We start from the raw sequence: 20,514 nt of genomic DNA on the forward strand, positions 1-20,514 counted from the left end.
CGTGGGCCCTCCGCCCTCCCCGGACCCTCGAAGCGAGGAACAGCGTCATCGTGAGCCGACCCCAGCAGCCCCCCGACCCCGCGAGCGCCGGTACCGGCGAGCAGCCCGCCGACGCTCCCGCGAGCTGCGGGGAGCCGGCCTCGGGGCGGGTGGCCGCCGCGCTGCCCGCCGCCCGCAGTGGACAGGACACCGTGACAGCCCCGGGCGAGGACGGGGACGCGGCCGACCGGATCTCTCCCGTCGGACGGCTCGCGTCGACCGTGGAGCGCCTGCGGAGGGAGGTACGCGCCGCCCAGGCGGAAGCGGACGGGCGGGCCCTGATCGAACTGGCCAAGGGCATCCTCGTCGAACGCCTGCAGTGCGGTCCCGCGCAGGCCGCCCGCCAGTTGGCCGAGCTCACCGAACAAGCCGGTGTGACACCGCTGGAGTTCGCCGTCGAGGTGATCAACCAGGCCTCGCGCGACCGGCTCTCCGAGGTGACGGCCGCCTTCCTCGCGGCCACGACGGGACAGCCCCAGGGGCCCGGCACGGCGGGTCAGGGTTCCTCCGCCGTCGGACTGCGTTCCGCGGAGAGCGCCGCGCTGGCCGCCGCCCAGGACGCGCAGACCGTCGCCGACTCCCTCCTGGCGCACGCGCTGACCCCGCTGGGCGCCGTCGCCGTGGCCATCTGGGCCCTGGGCGCCGACGGATCGCTCACCCTCGCGGGCAGCGCCGGGTTCTCCGGCGCGGAAGCGGGGCGCTGGCGGCACGTACCGCCGGGCGTGACCACCGTGGCACGCCGCGGCCTGACCGCCCGTACCGGTCAGTGGATCGGCTCCCTGTCCGACACCGCCCTGCCCTCCGTCGGCCAGCACCAGTTCCCGCACGGCGGCAGGGTCGCCATGCCCGCCGCCGCCGCGGGCCGCATCCACGGAGTCCTGGAGATCGTCTGGCCGGCCCCGCTGGAGCCCCAGCCCCCGCAGATCGCCCGTCAGATCGAGGCACTGGCGGAGCTGTGCGCGCACACCCTGGAGACGTACGCCCTCCGCCGGCCCGACGGCAGCCCGCGCATCCTGCCCGACGCCGCCGAGCTGACGGACCTGGCCGACGGACTCCACGACCCCGCACTGGTCCTCGTCCCGCACGTCGACGCGGGCGGCGAACTCGTCGACTTCCGGATCCACCACGTCAACGCCCGCTTCCAGGACCCCGCGGGCCGGCCGCGAGGCGTCGTCAACGGGGCGCTGCTGCTGGAGGCCTACCCGATGGCCGCGGGCGACGGCGGACTGTTCGAGCAGGTCGAACGCGTGCACGCCACGGGAGAGCCGTTCCGCGCCCAGCGCATGCGGCTGACCGCGCTGGTCGGCGATGTGCCGCTGTCCGCGGTCGCCGACATCAGCGTCAGCCGCCACGGCGGCAGCGTGCTGCTCATCTGGCGCATAGAGGACGAGACGGCACGCCTGGCCCACCTGCTCCAGCACGCCCAGCGCCTGGGCCGCATCGGCGGTTTCGAGGAGAACCTCCTGACCGGCGAGATCACCTGGAACGGCCAGCTCTACCATCTCTACGGCCAGCCGACCTCCCTGGGCCCGGTGCCGCTGGAGGACCTGCCGGCGCACGCCCACCCCGACGACGCGGTCGCCCTCGGCCGCTTCCTGCGCACTCTGCTCTACCACCACCGGCCCGCTGCCACGGCCTTCCGTCTGCAACGGCCCGACGGGGTCACCCGGCATCTGCGGGTGGCCGCCGAACCGGTGCTCGACTCCGACGGCCGGCTGAACCTCGTACGAGGCGCCTACCAGGACATCTCGGCCCACCACTGGACGGAGGTGGCGCTCGCCGCCACCCGCGACCAACTCGCCCACACCGAGCAGCAGGCCAGTGAACGCCACCGGCTGACACTCCAGTTGCAGCACGCCATCATGCCGCCGGCGCAGGCCCCCTTGGAGGCGCCCGGACTGCGGGTGGCGGTGCGCTACCGACCGGCCGAGACCGAGCAGTTGGTCGGCGGCGACTGGTACGACGCCGTCGTCCTGCCCGCCGGACTGGTCCTGCTGTGCGTGGGAGACGTGGCCGGGCACGGAATCGAGGCCGCCACCAGCATGGTCGTGCTGCGCAACGCGCTGCGTGGCCTCGCCGTCACCGGTGCCGGACCGGGCCAACTGCTGTCCTGGCTGAACATGGTGGCCCACCATTTGACCGGGGCCGTCACCGCCACCGCGGTCTGTGGTCTGTACGATCCCGAGCGCCGCAGCCTGCGGTGGGCCCGGGCGGGCCATCTGCCGCCGGTCCTGGTGCGCGGCACTGAGGCGACTCCGCTGCCGCTGGTCAAGGGGATGCTGCTGGGTGCCGTACCGGAGGCGGTGTACGAGGAGCAGGAGATGCAACTGGCCGTCGACGACACCCTGCTGATGTACACGGACGGTCTGATCGAACGGCGCGACCGCTCCGTGGAGGAGTCACTGACCCACCTGCTGACCACGGCGCGCGCGCCTCAGCCCGTACTCGAACAACAGTTGGACCGCCTGCTCACCCACAGCAGGTCGGACACGGACGACGACACTTGTGTCGTGGGTATCCGGGTGACGTAGACGGGGGGTTCGGTTGCCTTTCCTATGAGTAGCCTCGTCGCCTTCGGGAAGACAGGCAATCGCAGGGACGAGTGAGCCGGGCCGGCAGGGGCGCGGCTCCTGGTGGGAAGGCGAGATGACGACCGATCACCGCTGGCAGGGAAGTGGGGCGTCCGGGAAGGACCCTGAGCAGGCCATGCGCTACCGGGGCGAGCTGCATGACGTGACAGAGGCCCGACTGGACACCGAGCGCTTCCTCGACGATCTCGCGCGGGTGGATCCGCCGACCGCGCCGGAACACCACGACGACGTCCTCCTCGTCGTCGCCGAGCTGACCGCGAACGCGGTCCAGTACGCGCCGGGCCCCTTCGAGGTCCGGCTGCGCAGGACCTTCGACGGCGTCCACGTCGTCGTCCACGACACGAGCGGCACCCCGCCGGCCCCGCGCCCGTTCCACCGTGACGGAGGCGGCGGGGTCGGCTGGTATCTGATCCAGTCGCTGTGCAGTCAGGTCAGTGTCGTCCAACAGTCGGACGGCAAGGAGATTCACGTCTTTCTGCCCTGGTGAGGAGGCTGGGGCCGGCCGCGCAGCGGGACCAGCACGCTGATCGCCTTGCCGCCGCCGGGGAGCCGCTCCATGCGGATGTCACGCGCCAGGCGCATGATGATCGGCCAGCCGTAACCCTGTCCTTGCCCCGGCAGGGGGAGAGCGCCGGAACCGTGGACGACGTCGGGAAGTTCGTCGCTGTGGTCGTGGACGGTCAGCCGGACCCCGTCGTGGGTGGCGGTGGCCTCGAAGGCGGCGAGTCCGTCACCGTGCCGCAGGGCGTTGCTGACGAGTTCGGAGACGACGAGCAGCAGATCGACGACGTCCTCTTCCCGCGCCGTGCGGGATTCCGTGTCCCACTGCTCCCGTACGACCGCCCGCGCGTACTCCCGCGCCGACGCCGCGGTCGTCACCACGGCCGTGCGGTCGGACCGGCTCACCGTTGGACCAGTGCCCGGGGCTCCTCCACAGTCGGCCGTCGGTCCCGGCCGAGGGCGAAGTACCTTGCGTTTTCTGTCATGTCGGACGGCCTTTCGATGCCTTCGTCGTACGGGCCTGCCACCGTCACGGGGCGCCGCTGCGGCGTGCGCCATGCTGCGCGCGGCCTGCGCAGCATGGCGGAGGCGGCCGGTGTCCCGGTGGAGAGACCGACGAGTGCGCCTCAAGGTTGCGCCTTCCGGCGTCGCGTCCAGCGCCCGGGCGAATCGGAGTGCCGTTCTCCGGCTGACGTCCCGGGTGTTCTGTCGTGCGGTGCGCAGCGAATCGTGGCGAGCCGCTGCCGTGTGCCCACAGCAGCGGATACCCGGCTCGCCCGCGTACATGCGGGCCGCATTTGCTCCGCGTACCGGGCACGGCCCCCGACTGCGACAGGGTGCGAGCGTCAGTTCGGGCCCGGAGAGCGCAGGTACACCTCCCAATGGGGCTCAGGGCGCACATCGGCGGCGAGAGCGAGCACACGGCGCGGCTGGGGGCGCAGACCGACGACCCTCAGCAGGCCGCCGCGGCGCGCCACACAGCCGTCGACCGTGAGGAGGAGGTGGAGGAGTGCCGAGTCCGTGAAGCCGACGCCGGCGAGGTCGAGAGTGAGCCGCCGCACGGAAGGCGGCAGCTCGCACGCCGCGCTTTCGATGGCAGGCCGTGCGCGGTCGTCGATGTCGTCGTGCACGGTCAGCGTGGCGGCGTAGCCGCCGGGGCTCACGGTGATGTGAGTGCCCACGGTTGGTCCCCCTTTCCTGGGGGGTTGGCGGCCGGGAACGGCCGCTGGGCTCCTCCCACCGTGTCACGTACGGCCGGGAACGTCGAACGGCCTGGTGCGCAGGGGGCATGAGGTGTCTGTCGAGGGGTAAGCGCGCATGCGCGGCACCCGCCGCGACCCGCAGGCCAGCGCGTCATCAGATCCGGCCGTAGTACATGTCGTTGGAGGCACTCGTGTCCGTTGCCCAGAACCCCCTGTCCGTCGAGGTCGCCCTGGTGCGTGACGACGTGGCCCTGATCACGGTGCAGGGCTATTTGGACGTCGACACCGCGACCGAGTTCCAGCATCATCTGGCCAACCAACTGCACCACGGCCGACGCCACTTCCTGCTCGACCTCACGGACGTGCCGTTCATGGACTCCTCCGGCATGAACATCATTCTCCGCGTCTACCAGGAAGCCCGGAACCTGCCCGGCAGCGTGCACATCATCGCGCCGCAGCCCGCCGTGCGCCGGATTCTGGATCTCACCGGCGTGAGCATCACGGTCCCGGTGTCGGAGAGCGTCGAGCAGGCGCTGGAGTTGGTCGATCACCCGCAGCAGCAGGGACAGCCTTGACGGTCGACACGGATCCGCAGCCCCCGCAGGACCGACGCCACGGGAACGCTCACGTCGGCAGTGGCAACTCTGCCCAGATGGTCTTTCCGGTGGGTGTCTGCCGGCTGCCCCAGCGGTCCGCGAGCTGGGCGACGAGCAGCAGCCCGCGGCCGCCCTCGTCGAAGGTGCGGGCCCGCCGCAGGTGCGGGGCGGTGCTGTTGCCGTCGGAGACCTCGCAGACGAGTGTGTCGCCGCGCAGCAGGCGCAGTTCGATGGGTGCGCTGCCGTAGCGGATGGCGTTGGTGACCAGTTCGCTGACGATGAGCTCGACGGCGAAGGCCAGCTCGGCCAGGCCCCAGACGCTCAGCTGGTCACTCGCCATCCGGCGGACCCCGGCGACGAGGGCGGGATCCGCGGACAGCCGCCAGGTGCGCACCCGGTCGGGCTCCAGCGCGGCCGTCCGGGCCAGGAGCAGCACGATGTCGTCGGCGGGAGCGGCGGGTATCACCTTGCGGACCACCAGGTCGCAGATGTCCTCCAGGCCGGACGGTGGATGGCTGAGCGCGTCCCGCAGCAGGCCGAGACCCCGGTCGATGTCCCGGTCGGCGGCCTCGATCAGCCCGTCCGTGTACAGGGCGAGCAGGCTCCCCTCCGCCAGGTCGACCTCGACGGCTTCGAACGGCAGCCCCCCGACGCCGAGCGGCGGGCCGGCGGGCAGGTCGAGGAACCGTACGGTCCCGTCGGGGGTCACCAGGGCCGGCGGCGGATGACCGGCGCGGGCCAGCCGGCAGGTGCGGGAGACAGGGTCGTAGACGGCGTACAGGCACGTGGCGCCCACCTCGCCATATGCGGCGCTCGTCGAGCCCCGGGCGTCGGGCCCCTCCTCCCGGTCGAGCCGGACGACCAGGTCGTCGAGCTGGGTGAGCAGCTCGTCGGGGGCGAGGTCGACGTCGGCGAGCGTACGGACCGCCGTGCGCAGGCGCCCCATCGTCGCGGAGGCGTGGATGCCGTGGCCGACCACGTCACCCACCACGAGGGCGATCCGTCCCCCGGACAGGGGGATGACGTCGAACCAGTCGCCCCCGACCCCGCTCGCGGACCCCGCCGGCAGATACCGGTAGGCCAGGTCCACGGCGGTCGGGGAGGGCAACCGCTCGGGCAGCAGACTGCGCTGAAGGGCGAGCGCGGTCCGGCGTTCCTGGGTGTAACGCCGGGCGTTGTCGATGCTCACGGCCGCCCTGGCGGCGATCTCCTCGGCCAGCAGCAGGTCCTCGTCACCAAAGGGTTCCGGCGTGCGGTGCCGCACCAGATACACCAGGCCCAAGGTGACGCCGCGGGCGCGCAGCGGGACGAGCAGTATCGAGTGCATCCCGTACCGGCGTACCGCCTCGGCGCGCGCCGGGGACTGCGCTACCCACTCGCGCAGCACCGGGTCGCCGATGCGGTGCCGGGTGCCCCGGCCGGTGCGCAGTGCCCAGGCCGCGGGGGAGTGCGGGGGACGGGTGGCCTGCTCGCCCACCGCTATCGCGGACTCGGGACACCCGGGGAGCACCGAGGCATGGGCGGCACGGCGCAGGACGACCTGGTCGGTGCGCGCCACCGGTTCCGGTTCGTCCCCGGAGACGACGGACTCCAGCAGGTCGACGACGACGAAGTCCGCGAACCCCGCGACCGCCACCTCGGCAAGCTCCTCCGAGGTCCGCGTCACGTCGAGGGTGCTCCCGATCCGCGCACTGGCCTCGTTGAGCACCTCCAGGCGCCGCCGGGCCCAGTACTGCTCGGTGGTGTCGATCACCAGCGCCGACAAGCCCTGGACCGAGCCGTCCGGGTCTTTGAGCGGGGTGAGATACACCGACCAGGCGTGCTCGTCGACCTCGCCCAGGCCCCGGCCCGGCGCCTGCTCGCTGTGGAGCGCCTCCCCGGTGCGCAGGACCTCGCGCTGGAGGCGGTCCGTCTCCTTGTGGCTCGGCTGGATCTCGGTGAGGGTCCGGCCTGCCATCTCCTGGCTGGACAGGCCCATGGCCCGGCTCATCACTTCGTTGCAGGCCACGAACCGGTTGCGGTGGTCGTAGACGGCCACGGGCAGCGGAAGCTGCGCGAGCGTGCGGTCCCACAGCTCGGCCGCGTCGGCGGCGCGCGGGCCGGAGGCGTAGGTCACCGTGGCATCCGTGACGAGCCAGAGCGAGCGGGTTGCCCCGGTCGACAGCGGTGCTCCGCGCAGCCGTACGACGATCCGGTCGCCGTCCCGGTGGCGCAGCGCCACCTCGCTGGTCCACGGTTCGCCCGCGGCCCATCGCCGAACGGCGGGGTGGGGGAGGTCCGCGGCGAGCAGGGCGGCGACCGGACGGCCGACGACGTCGTCGGCCGTGTGTCCCAACAGGGCCTGGGCACCGGAACTCCACGCCATGACGTGCAGCCGGGCATCGATGACGACGGCGAAGTCCTCTGGTACCCCGGTGCCCCGTGCCGCACCGGAGCCGATGGACCGGTTGTCCATGGGACGACCCACTCTCGTTCCTGCCGTGACGACGATCCCGCAGGCACCACGCGTCACGGGCGGTGCCACCAGGATCGCTCCCCGGCACGCTCGGCTCAACCGATGGTCACCGCCGCGGCGACAATCCTCATCCGGCTCCGAAGACACCCTTCCCGAGCTGGGGTCGCTGCCGCAAGCCGTTGGCTCTGGTTGTCCTGGCCGTTCCTCGGCACCCGTACCTCTCACGGACCGTCGGAAGTCAGCGTGCGCTGATGGTGTTCGCCACCGTGGAGCAGGCGACGCGGGCCACGGATCGCAGCTCGCTGTCAGGGGAGCCGATGCGGCTCAGGACGGCCAGGGATTGGTTGACGGCGACCACGTATGTGGCCAGCTCGTCCAGCGATCGAGCGTCGGCCGAGGAGCCCGCCAAGGCCGTACGTACCCGCTGTTGCTGCGCGGCGACGAGGCTGCGCACGCGGGCGCCGCACTCCGCGCTCAGGGTCGACGACTGCGCGGCCGACTGGGCGACCAGGCACCCTGCGGGGACCGATGGATCCGCGATGCGATCCAGGGTGACGTCGAAGAACGCCTCGACCGAGCGGACCGGATCGTGCGGGTGCGCGGCCAGTGCCTGTTCGAAACGCGTCCCGTAGATGGCGGAGTAACGATCGAGGCACCGGGTGAACAGGGCTTCCTTGTTACCGAAGGCACCGTAGAGCGAACCCCGGCCGAGACCGGTGGCGGCGCTCAAGGAGTCGAGCGAGGTGTCGGCGTACCCACGCTCCCAGAACACCCGCATCGCCTGGTCGACCGCCGTACCGACGTCGAACTGCTTCCGGCCCGACACGGTGCACCTCCTGATCCACGCCGCTGTCGCGAGGCTAACAGCATGGTGGACCGACTGGTCAAACTATCTTTGACCGATCGATCCAAGATGCCTAGGGTGGCGCCATGCATCTCTCGTCCAGTGACCTCCCCACCCCGCAAGGACCAGGTTCGGCCTCCGGCGCGCCGGAACTCCCGACGGGTTTCGCCGACCTCTTCACCAGTCGGTACGTGGACACCGGAGACGTGCGTCTGCACGCCGTCACCGGCGGATCCGGCCCCGCCCTGCTGTTGCTGGCCGGCTGGCCGCAGACCTGGTACGCCTGGCGTTTCTTGATGCCCGCACTCGCCCAGGACTTTCACGTCGTCGCCGTCGATCCGCGCGGTGTCGGCCTGTCCGACAAGCCGCGAGACGGGTACGACACCGGCACCCTTGCCAGTGATCTGGTCGCCCTCATGGATTCCCTCGGGCATCAGCGGTTCGCCATGGTCGGCCATGACGTCGGCATGTGGACCGGCTATGCCCTGGCCGCGGACCACCCGGACCGGCTCGACCGCCTGGCCGTCGCCGAGGCGACCATCCCCGGACTTTCCCCCTCCGCTCCCATTCTGGGCAGTCGCGAGGCCAACGAACGCCTGTGGCACTTCGCCTTCAACCGCCTGGCAGAAGTCAACGAGCAGTTGGTCCGAGGACGGGAAGGGCTCTACTTCGGAAACCAGTTCGCCAAGAAGGCGGGGAAGCCGCTGCCCGAGCAGGCCGTCCAGTACTACGTCGACGTGCTGGCCTCCGACCCGGAAGCTCTGCGCTGCAGTTTCGAGTTCTACCGCGCGCTGGACTCCACCATCGCGCAGAACGAAAAGCGCAGGACTCGGCCACTGTCCCTTCCCGTTCTGGCGATCGGCGGGGAGATGAGTGTGGGCGCGGCGGTCGGCGCCACGATGAAGCTGGGTGCGGAGGACGTGCAGACGGTGGTCGTGCCCGGGTGCGGCCACTACCCGGCCGAGGAAGCACCCGAACCGATGCTGTCGGCCCTGAGCGCGTTCCTGGCCCCCTACAGAGACACGTGGCGCTCACACGTGTGACAGGGAGCTACGGCAGAAACACGCCTCTTTTCCGGGCTCAGTCGGCCGCGGTCACCTGGGGCCGGACGGTGGTGTCCTCGACGACGACCAGGGCGGTCACGAGCGCGGCAAGGAGGGCGAGGGCGGCGAGGGAGGGGATGAAGACGATGGCGGGTCCTGCGACGAGGCAGACGGCTCCGGCGGCGAGGAGGAGCGGGGAACGGTGGCTCGTGGTGCGGAAGAGGAGGGCGGCCGAGGCGAGGATGAACAGGCCCACGCCGCCGGGCAGGGCCCAGGCAACGACTCCGTGGAGGGGTTCCGTCAGGTCGTAGTGGCCGGTGTCGGCGATCTGCGTGAGGGTCTTCTTCATGCCGAGGGCGGTGATGACGATTCCGGCCACCAGGGGAAGGTGGAGGAAGGTGTACGCGTCACGGGCCAGCCGGGTGCGGTCGTCGCCGGTCACCGCGGTCAGCCGATGCTCGACCGTCTCGGCGAGCTGGCGGAAGTACAGGCGCCACAGCCCTACGGAAACGAGCAGCCCCAGGGCGGCACCGGCCAGGACCGGGGTGCTCAGCGCGAAGCCGGAGACACCGACGCCGATGGCGACGATCGACTCGCCGAGGGCGATGATGACGATCAGGCCGTGGCGTTCGGCGAAATGGCCGGGTGAGGCGACCCGCCAGCCCGACTTTCCGGTGAGGAAGATGCCCAGGTAGTCGATGAGCACGGCGGCGAGCCAGATCAGGATCCGGGTGGTGCCGGTGAACGCCGCACCGATGAGGAGCAGGGCGAACGGCGGGGTCACCGAGACCAGGGCGGTGCGGCGCAGGACGTGGTGCAGGGCCTGATCGGTGGGATCCGACAGCCAGTACGTGACCAGGTGAAGGACGCGGACGGCGCCGTAGCACAGGACGAAGACCAACGGGGCGGGCAGTCCGCCGGGCGCGTCGTCGTAGATCTCGGGCACGGCCAGCGACACGATCAGGACAACGGCCATCACGGACACCAGCACGGTGAACATCGCGCCGGAGTCGGCCCGTACGACGTTCCCCAGCCAGGCGAAACAGCACCAGCACCACCACAGCAGCGCCAGCGCGACCATCCCGCCGAGCAGCCGCAGCGCGCTCGGGTCGGCCGCCATCAGTGCGGTGACCTGAGTGATCGCATACACGAACACCAAGTCGAAGAAGAGCTCGGCCGGTGTCACCCGGTGGCCGCCCTCGGTCGCGACCAGCCGCGACCCCTCGCCATTCGCTCCCACAACTCCCCCTTCGGGGCGCCCCACCGCCCACCGGCGGAACGATAACCCACTGGTCATGGCCAGAGATGGTCGTTGCCGGGTACGGGAGTTCGCTTCCCGCGTACACAGCGGAATCCGAGGCGCTTGTTCGTACCCCTATGCGTCGGCGAAGGAGCCGCTCCGCGCGGCGTGAGCGCCGATCGCCGTTCCGACCAGCCGCCTCTCGAAGGACCGCAGTATCTGTTCGAGATCCGCCGCGTCGAACGATGCCGCGTCCGTCCCGAGACTGATGCCGGCCGTTTCGGCCATGTCCCACACGATGAAGCAGAGCTTGCCGGCGTACGTGTCGACGGTTTTGGGGAATCGTCCGTACCGGCTGGTCGTCATGGCTCGCTCGAAGTCCTGCCGCGCTGTGTCCACGCGGGCTCGGATCAGCGTGCGGGGCGCAATGGGACGGATGTTGACCATGTACGGGTTGTCCGCGGAGCGGCCCAGTTCGTCGGAGGCCTCGTCCAGGGATCTGGCGTAGCGCTCGGGTTCCCGCAGGCTGACGGAGGCGGATCTGACGAGTGCCGCGTCGACGGCACGGCACAGTGCCGGGAACCGTTCACTGCCCAGGGAGGTGTCGACCGGGACCAGGGCCCTGCCGGCGACATGGGCCACCGCGTCGCGGGCGAAGGCGGTCTGCCGGTTGGCCATCACGGTGTTGAACACGCACTTCGCGATGCCGAGGTGATCGGCGAGCACGCAGGCGTATGCGGCTTGCAGGACGGCGGCCGCGGAGGTCCGGTACTGCTTCGCCAGTCCGGCTGCCGCGAGCGCGACCGCCGCCGAGTCGAGGCATACGAAGTTGTAGAGGGCGCCCTCGTGGCTTCCGGGCAGCTGGAGTTCGGGCATGGCGGACTGACGGAGCATGGCCCGGTCGTGGGCGTCGACACGATGGGCGTGCCGCAGCCCCGAGGGACTGCCTTCGAAGCTCGCGATCTGCCGCGGCTGCCACCCCGTACCGAGGTCGGCGCCCGGATCGGCCGCCAGTCGGGCCAGGCGTTCGGCCACGATCCGGGCGGCCGTCGTGTCCGCCGAGAAGTGGTGCAACGACAGTGCGATGTGGCGGGGTCTGCCGTCCACGGTGACGACGGCGGCCCGTAACGGCAGGTCGTCCGGGCCGAATCCGGGCTCGGCCAGCCGAAGGGTGAGAGCGCTCAGCTCGTCCCTCGTCACCGGGGCGTCGCAGGCGTACTCGTCGACCTGGAGCACGCCGGAGGCGACGACGACCGCGCGAGGGTGGCCGTCCGCGGCGCGCGGATACAGCGTGCGCAGCGCCTCGAAGTGCGCCATGACCGCGGCGAAGGCATGAAGCAGCGCGGCCATGTCGGGTGTGCTGTCGAGCAGCCGCGCCATCCGTTGGTTCCTGTTGCGGGGGCCGTGGAGACGGGGGTGGCATCCGTCGCGTGCATGGGCCTTCTGCGACCAGGTCAGTTCATGCTCTCCGGCGGTGCCGGCGACGAAGACGACGTCGTGGCGTGCGATCTGTCGCATGTCCGCCCGGCCTCCTCCGGTACGTCGGCGACCCGCCGGCGCCATGTCTCGGGAACGGCGCACGGTGGGGAACGTAGTCGAAGCGCTTCGACGTTGGCATGGCGCTGGGTCGTGTGTCAATCACGTGTCGCACAGTCGTGTGATGCGGCTTCCGAACGCGCCTGTTACCAAAAAGTGACCGGAGCGGCCCGTTGTCGCCCGGGAAACACCGCCTTAGTGTCACCGAAACGTCGAAGCGCATCGACAAGGACTACTCCCATCCCCCCGCAGCGTCCGCGCACCCACCTCCGACCACGTCGGAGCCCATGGGCCCGCTGCCTGTGCGCAGACCCGTACGGACCTGCACCCGAAAGGCAAGGACCCGTCATGAGTGATGCCCAGGACCTCTCCCGGCGAGGGCTGCTGGCCGCCGGCGCGGCCGCAGCCGCGCTCCCTGTGCTCGCCCCCTCCACTGCCTCCGCCGCGTCCGCCCCCACGGCGGGAAAGGCCCGACGCGTGCCCTACACCTTCCGCAACGCGGAGATAGTCGGCGGCGGCTTCGTCACGGGCATTGTCTTCAACCAGTCCGAACCCGGGCTCGTGTACGCCCGTACCGACATCGGCGGCGCCTACCGCCTCGACACGAAGACCAGACGGTGGATCCCCCTCACCGACTGGGTCGGCTGGGACGAGTACGGACACACCGGCATCATCAGCATCGCCACCGACGAGGCCGACCCCGACCGCGTCTACCTGGCGGCGGGCACCTACCCCATGCCCGAATGGGACCCGAGCCTGGCGGCGATCCTGCGCTCGACCGACCGCGGCCGCACCTGGAAGACCACCCCGCTGCCGTTCCGGCTGGGCGGCAACATGCCCGGTCGGGGCATCGGTGAGCGGCTGGCGATCGACCCTCACCGCAACAGGATCCTCTACCTGGGCGTGCGCGGGGGCCACGGGCTGTGGCGCAGCACCGACCACGGCAAGACCTTCGCGAAGGTCACCAGTTTCCCGAACGCGGGCAACTTCGTCCCCGACCCGACCGACACCGACGGTCCCAACGGCGACAACCTGGGCGTGCTGCAAGTCGTCTTCGACAAGCGCACCGGCAGAGCGGGGAAGGCCACCCGGACCCTCTACGTCACCGTCGCCGACAAGGACAACATCCTGTACCGGTCGACCGACGCGGGCGCGACCTGGGAACGCGTGCCGGGGCAGCCCACCGGCTTCATCCCGCACCACGCGGTCTTCGACCATGTCGGCGGCTACCTGTACCTGGCGACCAGCAACACCGCGGGCCCGTACGACGGTTCCAGGGGCGACGTGTGGAAGCTGGACACCGCCACCGACACCTGGACCCGCATCAGCCCGGTCCCGTCCACCAGCGACGACAACCAGTACGGCTACAGCGGCCTGACCATCGACCGGCAGAACCCGGACACCTTGATGGTGTCCACCCAGGTCAAGTGGTACCCGGACTGCCTCCTCTTCCGCTCCACCGACGGCGGCGCGAGCTGGACCCCCGCGTGGGAGTCCGGCCCGAACTCCGAGCGCACCCTGCGCTACGACATCGACATCTCCGCCGCCCCCTGGCTGACCTGGAACGCCTCGCCGTCGCTGCCGGAGATGACCCCCAAGCTGGGCTGGATGATGGAGTCCGTCCAGATCGACCCCTTCGACTCCGGCCACTTCATGTACGGCACCGGCGCGACGATCTACGGCGCGGACAACCTGACCGACTGGGACAGCGGCGGCACGGTGCACCTGTCCGTGCGGGCCAAGGGGCTGGAGGAAACCTCCGTCCTGGCGGTGATCAGCCCGCCCGTCGGCGCGGCGCACCTCTTCTCCGGCGTCGGCGATGTCGGCGGCTTCCGGCACACGGACTTCCGCAAGGCGCCGAAGATGTACGACAGCCCGACCTTCGGCGGCACCCCGGCCCTGGACTACGCGGAGCTGGCGCCCCACACCATCGTGCGCGTCGGCCACCCCACCAGCGGCTGGACCCAGCACTTCGCCGTCTCCACCGACAGCGGGGGCACCTGGAAGCCGTCGGGCAGTGAACCCTCCGGTGTCACCGGCCCCGGAGTCGAGGACCAGGCCGTCGCCATCAGCGCCGACGGCAGACGCGTCGTCTGGTCACCGGCCGGCGCGCCGGTCAGCTGGTCCGACGACCACGGAGCGACCTGGACGGCTTCGAAGGGGGTGCCGGCCGGAGCCCCCGTACGCTCCGACCGGGTGAACCCGGCGACGTTCTACGCCTACGCCTCCGGCGTCTTCTACCTCAGCACGGACGGCGGCAAGACCTTCACGGCCACGGCGGCGACCGGTCTGCCCGTCGCGGGGAACGTCCGATTCAAGCCGGTCCCGGGCCACGAGGGCGACATCTGGCTGGCCGGCGGCACCACCAAGCCCGCCACCCCCACGCCGTACGGACTGTGGCGGTCGACCGACTCCGGTACGTCCTTCACCAGGTTCGAGGCGGTGGACGAAGGCGACGTCGTCGGATTCGGCAAGGCCGCACCCGGTGCCACCTACCCCGCCGTCTACACCAGCTCCAAGATCCACGGTGTGCGCGGCATCTTCCGGTCCGACGACGCGGGCCGCACGTGGATCCGCATCAACGACGACCGGCACCAGTACGCCTGGACCGGCAACACCATGACCGGAGACCCCCGGGTCTACGGCCGCGTTTACTTCGGCACCAACGGACGCGGGGTCATCTACGGCGACCCGAGTGAGGCCTGACTTCGGGTCACCGCGCTCCGCACCCACGGTCCCGAAGAGGGGACCGACGTGGCCCTGCCGCCAGGGCAGGACGACCGACTTCCTCTCCTGTGTGATCCCCCCACTCCACACACATTCCGGAGGGCTGATGAAAATCCGTATCGGCTGGGCCGCGCTGTTCGCGGCTCTGGCTCTCGTCCTCACCTTGCCGAACTCGGCGGTGGCAGCGTCACAGACGTACTGGTTCAAGTACTACGCGACCGGCGGCAACGCCTCGACGTGGTACAGCGACGACAACAACTGGGGCGTGAACTCCTCGACCGGCACCGGCTTCGTCGCCATGGTCAACGGCAAGGACTGGGGCTATTCGTCGCCGGTGACCACGCTCCCCAAGAAGATGCGCGACGTCAGTCCCAACAACACCTCGTGGTTCAGCCAGTCGGCATCCCCGAAGTCCGGCTCCTACTACGACGCCGCGTACGACATCTTCATCGACCCCTACCCCGCACCGACCGACCGCAACTCCAAGACCGAGATCATGATCTGGCTCAACTGGTACAACACCAAACCGCTGGCCGACCACTACGACGCGAGCGGCAACGCGGTCCCGGCCGCGACCAACGTCAGCCTGGGCGGCCGTAGTTGGGACATCTACGAGTACACCTGGAGCAACGGCGGCCACACCCTCAGCTTCCTGGACAGGAGCAAGTCCGGCTGGTGGTCCGGCAGCCTCACCCCGTTCTTCAACTACGGCCAGAACAGGGGTTTCTACACCGGCGACCACTACCTCAACAGCGTCATGGCCGGCTGGGAGTTCGGGCCGGGTGACTACACCGCCCACTCCTGGGGCGCCGTGGGCTTCTGACGCCCCACCAGCAGAGGTCCCTCCCGCGACGTGCGTCGCGGGAGGGACCTCTTGCGTTGCGGCATGCCCCCTGCGGGGGCTTGGGTCCGGGCGGACGGACAGGGCCCCGCATGGTTCCGTCGATCGACTGTGTCAGTTGCCACAATCGACTGACATTGTCGAGTGACAATGTCGCTCGTATAGTTCTGGTCAGCGACAGCCTGTGCGGAACGAAAGGCAGCTCATGACCCACGAGACCCTGCGCGGAACCGAACCGATTCCCCAGCGGCCCGCCCTGCCTCTGGTCGGCCACGCGTTCGACATCCCCAGTGGTGTCGACGGCCTGCACTATGTGATGAAAGAGGCCACCGAGCTGGGGCCGCTGTTCAAGATCCGCGTCTTCGGCAACGAGATCAACTTTGCCTCGGGCCTCGACCTGGTCACCGAGCTGGCGGACGAGAGCCGGTTCCGCAAGAACGTGCACCCCGACCTCGTCATCGTTCGGGAGATCACCGGCGACGGGCTCTTCACCGCCTTCAACGACGAGCCCAACTGGCGCAAGGCGCACGACGTCCTGATGCCGGCGTTCTCCCTCGGCGCGATGCGCGGCTACCACGCCACGATGCTCCAGGTCGCCCGCGAGCTGACCGCGAAGTGGGACCGGGCGGCGGGTGCGGAGCCCGTGGACGTCGCCGACGACATGACACGGCTGACGCTCGACACGATCGGCCTGTGCGGATTCGGCTACGACTTCGAGTCGTTCAGCCGCGAGGAGCCGCACCCCTTCGTCACCGCCCTGTCGCGGGCTCTGGGCTTCGCCCAGGCCAAGGGGGAGTCCATCCCCGGCACGGAACTCTTCAAGTGGAAGCAGACGGAGCAGTTCCGCGAGGACGTCGCCCTGATGAAGGACCTCGTCGACGATGTGATCCGGCAGCGCCGGGCGTCCGGCGATCAGAGCACCGACGACCTGCTCGGGCGCATGCTGCACACTCGCCACGCGGTGACGGGTGAGCCCCTGGACGACGTCAACATCCGCTACCAGGCGATCACGTTCCTCATCGCCGGTCACGAGACCACCAGTGGCGCCCTGTCGTTCGCCCTGTACTACCTGACCAAGCACCCCGAGGTCCTCGCCCGCGCCCAGGCCGAGGTCGACGCCCTGTGGGGCGACGCCGACGCGCCCGAGCCCGACTACGGGGACATCGGCAAGCTGACGTACATACGCCAGGTGCTCAACGAAGGCCTGCGGCTGTGGCCGACGGCGCCCGCTTTCGCGGTGGAGCCGCTCGCGGACACGGTCATCGGCGGGAAGTACGCCGTGCGCAAGGGCGATTCGATCCAGATCCTCATCCCGCAGCTGCACCGCGATCCCGCCTGGGGCGAGAACGTCGAGCTGTTCGACCCCGACCGGTTCCTGCCCGAGCGGGAGGAGGAACGCCCGGTCCACCTGTTCAAGCCGTTCGGCAGCGGCGAACGCGCCTGCATCGGCCGCCAGTTCGCGCTGCACGAGGCGACGCTGGTCCTCGCCCTGGTGATCCACCGCTACCGCCTGATCGACCACGCCAACTACCAGCTGAAGATCAAGCAGTCCCTCACCCTCAAGCCCGACGGGTTCACCCTGAACCTGGCCCGGCGCACCAGCGGCGAGCGTCGGCTGCCCGCCGTCTCCGCGAGCGCCGCCCCCACCGCCGAGGGCCGCACCGCCGTCCGGCGCGCCACCGGAACCGCGCTGACCCTGCTGCACGGCTCCAACCTGGGCACCTGCGCGGGCATCGCCCGCGACCTGGCCGAAGACGGCGACGAGCACGGCTTCACCCCGTCCGTCGCACCTCTCAACGACGCGGTGGGCCAACTCACCCCGGGTGACGGGCCGGTGGTGATCGTGGCCGCCTCCTACAACGGCAGGCCCACCGACGACGCCACGGAGTTCGTCGCCTGGCTGGAGGGCCTGGCGCCCGGCGCGCTCGACGGCCTTCACTACGCCGTGCTCGGTGTCGGCGACCGCAACTGGGCCGCCACCTACCAGCGCGTGCCCACCCTCATCGACGAGAAGCTCACCGCCGCGGGCGCCACCTCACTGCTGGAGCGTGGCGCCGCGGACGCCGCAGGTGACTTCGCCGGCACGGTGGACCGCTGGACCGGCGACCTGTGGACCGCCCTGCTGGAGCGGTACGGAGCCGCCGGAAACGTACAGCGGACCGAGAAGGACGCCGACGAGGACACGGGACTGTACGAGCTGGAGGACACGACCGACTCGGTCATCGGCGGGCTCGCGGCACGCCACGGCGTCCAGCCGATGGAGGTGCTCGACGCGTACGAACTGGTCGACATGGACCACGGGCTGGGCCGTTCCAAGCGGTTCCTGAGGCTGCGGCTGCCCGAGGGCGTCACCTACCGCACCGGCGACCACCTGGCCGTCCTGCCGAGCAACCCGCGCGACCTCGTCCAGCGCGTGGCCGACCGCTTCTCGCTGGACCTGGAGCGCACCGTCCGGCTCCGTGCCCGCCGCCGCAGCCGGGGCGCCCTGCCCGTCGACCGGCCGCTGACCCTGCGCCGCCTGCTCACCGACTTCGTCGAACTGCAGGATGCCGCCACCCGGGAACAGGTCGCCGTACTCGCCGAGCACACCGCCTGCCCGCCCGAGAAGCGCCCCCTGGCCGAGCTCGCGGCGGCGGACGAGGAGACCTTCCGCGAGCAGGTGACCGTCGCCGGACACAGCGTCCTGGACCTGCTGGAGCGCTACCGGGCCTGCGAGCTCCCGTTCGAGGTCTTCCTGGAACTCCTGCCCGTCCTGCGCCCGCGCCACTACTCGGTCTCCTCGTCCGCCGCGGCGGCACCCGGCGAGGTCGACCTGATGGTGTCGCTGCTCGCCGCGCCCCACCGCCGCGGCGACGGCACCTTCCGTGGCATCGGCTCGCACTACCTCCGGACCGTGAAGGCCGGCGACACCGTCCAGGCCCGGGTGCTGCCCTGCAGCGAGGCCTTCCGTCTGCCCGAGGACGACTCCGTACCCGTGATCCTGGTCAGCGCCGGCACCGGCCTGGCCCCCTTCCGAGGTGCCGTCCTCGACCGCCGCCACACCCGGTCGACCGGCACCCTGCTGTGCTACTTCGGTTGCGACCACCCCGACGTCGACTACCTCCACCGCGCGGAGTTCGAGGCGGCCGAGGCGGCCGGAGCCGTCAGCATGCGCCCCACCTTCTCCTGCGCCCCCGAGGACGGTGCCCGCTTCGTCCAGGACCGCATCGCCAAGGAGAGCGACGAGGTCTGGGCGGCACTGGAGGCCGGCGGCCGCGTCTACATCTGCGGCGACGGGCGCCGCATGGCTCCTGCGGTGCGGGAGGCGTTCATGGCGATCTACCGCATGTACACCGGCGCCGGTGACGACGAGGCGAGCGCCTGGCTGAACGCCCTGATCGAGTCCGGCACCTACGTCGAGGACGTCTGGGCCGGCTGACCGCCCGGTGTGCGGGGGCCGACGTCCACCGCACACCCCACCGAGCGACAGGGCCACGGACACCACTCCCCCCAGGTCCGTGGCCCTGTCCTTTTCACCCTGCGTCCCGCCGCTTTGCACCTCGTGCCCCGCCCCCTCCCGAACTCGTGAGGTTCTCATGCCTGTCGCACGCTCCGCGCCCCACCGAGGGCCGCTGGCCTCTCCCAACTCCCCTCTGAGGAGCGGTCGGTGAACGCGCGCAGCGGCTCCGCCCTGACCCTCGGCGTCGCGGTCGCCCTCATCGCCGGAGTGACCCTGGGCAACGGGGGAGCGAACGTGATGCCCGTCTTCGTCGACGACTTCGCGACCCGCTTCGCGCTGTCGGACTCCACCGCCGGGCTCGTGGCCGCGACCCAGCTGATGGCGACCGCCGTCGTCACTCTGCTGCTGGCCAAGCGGGCGGCGCGGCCCGGGCGGGTACGGATGGCCCGTCTGGGCCTTGCCGTCTCGGGCGCCGGCTTCCTGGGCGCGGCTACGGCCACCGACTCGGTGAGCCTGGTCCTGGCCAACCTCGTTCTCGGCGCCGGGCTTGGCGCGGTCTACGCGGCGGCCACGGCCGCCCTCGCCGCCACCGACGACGCCGACAAGGCCTCCGCGGTCACCATCTCCGGCGTGGTCGGGGTGACGGCGCTGCTGATCATGGGCGTCCCGGCGGCCAACCACGACCTGGGGGAGGGCAGCGGCTTCCTGCTCATGGCGCTGTGCTGTGCGCTCGCCTGGCCGCTGCTGCGCCGGCTCCCCGACGGCCCGTCCGGTCCCGCGGCACCGGACGCCGGGTCCGCCGGTACGGCTGCGGCGGCCTCGGCGCGACCGTCGGTCCTGCTGCTCGTCGGCACCGGGCTCCTGTGGTCGGTCACCCAAGGCGCGTGGTCGTACGCCTCGGTGCTGGGGCGGCAGCACACCGGCATGTCGCACTCGGCCGTGTCGGCCGTCCTCGCCGTCTCCAGCGTCGTGGCACTCGTCGGCGCCGCGGTGGGGCCCCTCTGCGCGCGGCACTTCGGGCGCATGCGGTCGATGGCCGCCTTCGTCACGGCGCAGGCCCTCGCGATGGCGGCCCTGATCGTCACCCATGACCCGGTCGTCTTCACCGTCGCGGCCGTCCTGTGGCAGGGCTGCCAACTGGCCGTCCTGGTGCAGATGCTCGCCGCCGCGGCGCTCATCGACCCGACCGGACGCCTGGTGGCCTCCCTCAGCGGGGCGGGTGCGCTGGGTACCGGCGTCGGGCCGCTGGCCGTCGGCGCCATCCTCGACGGTGCCGGGGCCGGCGTACTGAGTATCGTCCTGGCGGTCGGCACCTTCGCCGCCTCACTGCCCCTGCTGAGGATGACGGTGGCCGGCGGGGAGGCCACCACCGACGAACAACCGCAGCCCGGACGCGTGCCGACCGTCTGACGACGTCGTCCCCGCCACACGCAACGGCCGCTGCCCCTGTCCGATGTCAG

The 20,514-nt window shown here is 70.9% G+C and carries 14 protein-coding genes; 8 read left to right on the forward strand and 6 right to left on the reverse strand.

Annotation, left to right across the window (positions count from 1 at the left end):
• Window positions 1–50 precede the first annotated feature (50 nt).
• Entirely contained in the window at window positions 51–2,570 is a 2,520-nt protein-coding gene (locus CRP56_RS40510; RefSeq protein ID WP_097272774.1) for a SpoIIE family protein phosphatase, read from the forward strand.
• Between the two features lie 115 nt (window positions 2,571–2,685).
• Entirely contained in the window at window positions 2,686–3,117 is a 432-nt protein-coding gene (locus tag CRP56_RS40515) for an ATP-binding protein (RefSeq protein WP_097272776.1), read from the forward strand.
• On the opposite strand, the gene CRP56_RS40520 is transcribed toward CRP56_RS40515, so the two are convergent.
• Window positions 3,096–3,536 carry an ATP-binding protein gene (locus tag CRP56_RS40520; protein ID WP_097272778.1) on the reverse strand — a complete coding sequence of 147 codons (441 nt, stop codon included), beginning with the start codon at window positions 3,534–3,536 and terminating at the stop codon, window positions 3,096–3,098. The genes CRP56_RS40515 and CRP56_RS40520 overlap by 22 nt on opposite strands.
• 440 nt (window positions 3,537–3,976) lie before the next feature.
• Complete coding sequence (locus tag CRP56_RS40525) at window positions 3,977–4,312, reverse strand: STAS domain-containing protein (RefSeq protein ID WP_097272780.1); 336 nt, start codon at window positions 4,310–4,312, stop codon at window positions 3,977–3,979.
• A gap of 212 nt (window positions 4,313–4,524) precedes the next feature.
• Here CRP56_RS40525 and CRP56_RS40530 point away from each other — a divergent pair, with 212 nt between their 5' ends.
• A complete protein-coding gene (locus CRP56_RS40530; RefSeq protein ID WP_097272782.1) occupies window positions 4,525–4,908 on the forward strand; it encodes an STAS domain-containing protein in 384 nt (127 codons plus the stop codon).
• Window positions 4,909–4,957: 49 nt separating this feature from the next.
• On the opposite strand, the gene CRP56_RS40535 is transcribed toward CRP56_RS40530, so the two are convergent.
• Window positions 4,958–7,384, reverse strand: coding sequence for a SpoIIE family protein phosphatase (locus CRP56_RS40535; RefSeq protein ID WP_097272784.1), 2,427 nt, complete (start codon window positions 7,382–7,384; stop codon window positions 4,958–4,960).
• Window positions 7,385–7,622: 238 nt separating this feature from the next.
• Complete coding sequence (locus CRP56_RS40540; protein WP_097272786.1) at window positions 7,623–8,210, reverse strand: TetR/AcrR family transcriptional regulator; 588 nt, start codon at window positions 8,208–8,210, stop codon at window positions 7,623–7,625.
• A 104-nt stretch (window positions 8,211–8,314) separates the two neighbouring features.
• Here CRP56_RS40540 and CRP56_RS40545 point away from each other — a divergent pair, with 104 nt between their 5' ends.
• Complete coding sequence (locus tag CRP56_RS40545; protein WP_097272788.1) at window positions 8,315–9,271, forward strand: alpha/beta fold hydrolase; 957 nt, start codon at window positions 8,315–8,317, stop codon at window positions 9,269–9,271.
• Window positions 9,272–9,308: 37 nt separating this feature from the next.
• Here CRP56_RS40545 and CRP56_RS40550 read toward each other — a convergent pair whose 3' ends face one another.
• Window positions 9,309–10,511, reverse strand: coding sequence for a low temperature requirement protein A (locus CRP56_RS40550; RefSeq protein WP_097272790.1), 1,203 nt, complete (start codon window positions 10,509–10,511; stop codon window positions 9,309–9,311).
• 135 nt (window positions 10,512–10,646) lie between these two features.
• A complete protein-coding gene (locus CRP56_RS40555; RefSeq protein WP_097272792.1) occupies window positions 10,647–12,029 on the reverse strand; it encodes a condensation domain-containing protein in 1,383 nt (460 codons plus the stop codon).
• A gap of 366 nt (window positions 12,030–12,395) precedes the next feature.
• Here CRP56_RS40555 and CRP56_RS40560 point away from each other — a divergent pair, with 366 nt between their 5' ends.
• The 4 genes from CRP56_RS40560 to CRP56_RS40575 all read left to right on the forward strand — a co-directional run bounded on the left by CRP56_RS40560 (window position 12,396) and on the right by CRP56_RS40575 (window position 20,464).
• The gene (locus CRP56_RS40560) at window positions 12,396–14,753 is read left to right on the forward strand and encodes a sialidase family protein (RefSeq protein ID WP_097272795.1); all 2,358 of its coding nucleotides are present in this window, start codon (window positions 12,396–12,398) and stop codon (window positions 14,751–14,753) included.
• 127 nt (window positions 14,754–14,880) lie between these two features.
• Complete coding sequence (locus CRP56_RS40565) at window positions 14,881–15,597, forward strand: GH12 family glycosyl hydrolase domain-containing protein (protein ID WP_097272797.1); 717 nt, start codon at window positions 14,881–14,883, stop codon at window positions 15,595–15,597.
• 223 nt (window positions 15,598–15,820) lie between these two features.
• Complete coding sequence (locus tag CRP56_RS40570; protein WP_097272799.1) at window positions 15,821–19,033, forward strand: cytochrome P450; 3,213 nt, start codon at window positions 15,821–15,823, stop codon at window positions 19,031–19,033.
• A gap of 228 nt (window positions 19,034–19,261) precedes the next feature.
• On the forward strand, window positions 19,262–20,464 hold the full coding sequence (locus CRP56_RS40575; RefSeq protein ID WP_097272801.1) for an MFS transporter: 1,203 nt from the start codon (window positions 19,262–19,264) through the stop codon (window positions 20,462–20,464).
• The last annotated feature ends 50 nt before the right edge of the window (window positions 20,465–20,514 follow it).

The organism is Streptomyces sp. TLI_55, from assembly GCF_900206255.1.
GTDB classification, from domain to species: Bacteria; Actinomycetota; Actinomycetes; order Streptomycetales; family Streptomycetaceae; genus Streptomyces; species Streptomyces aquilus.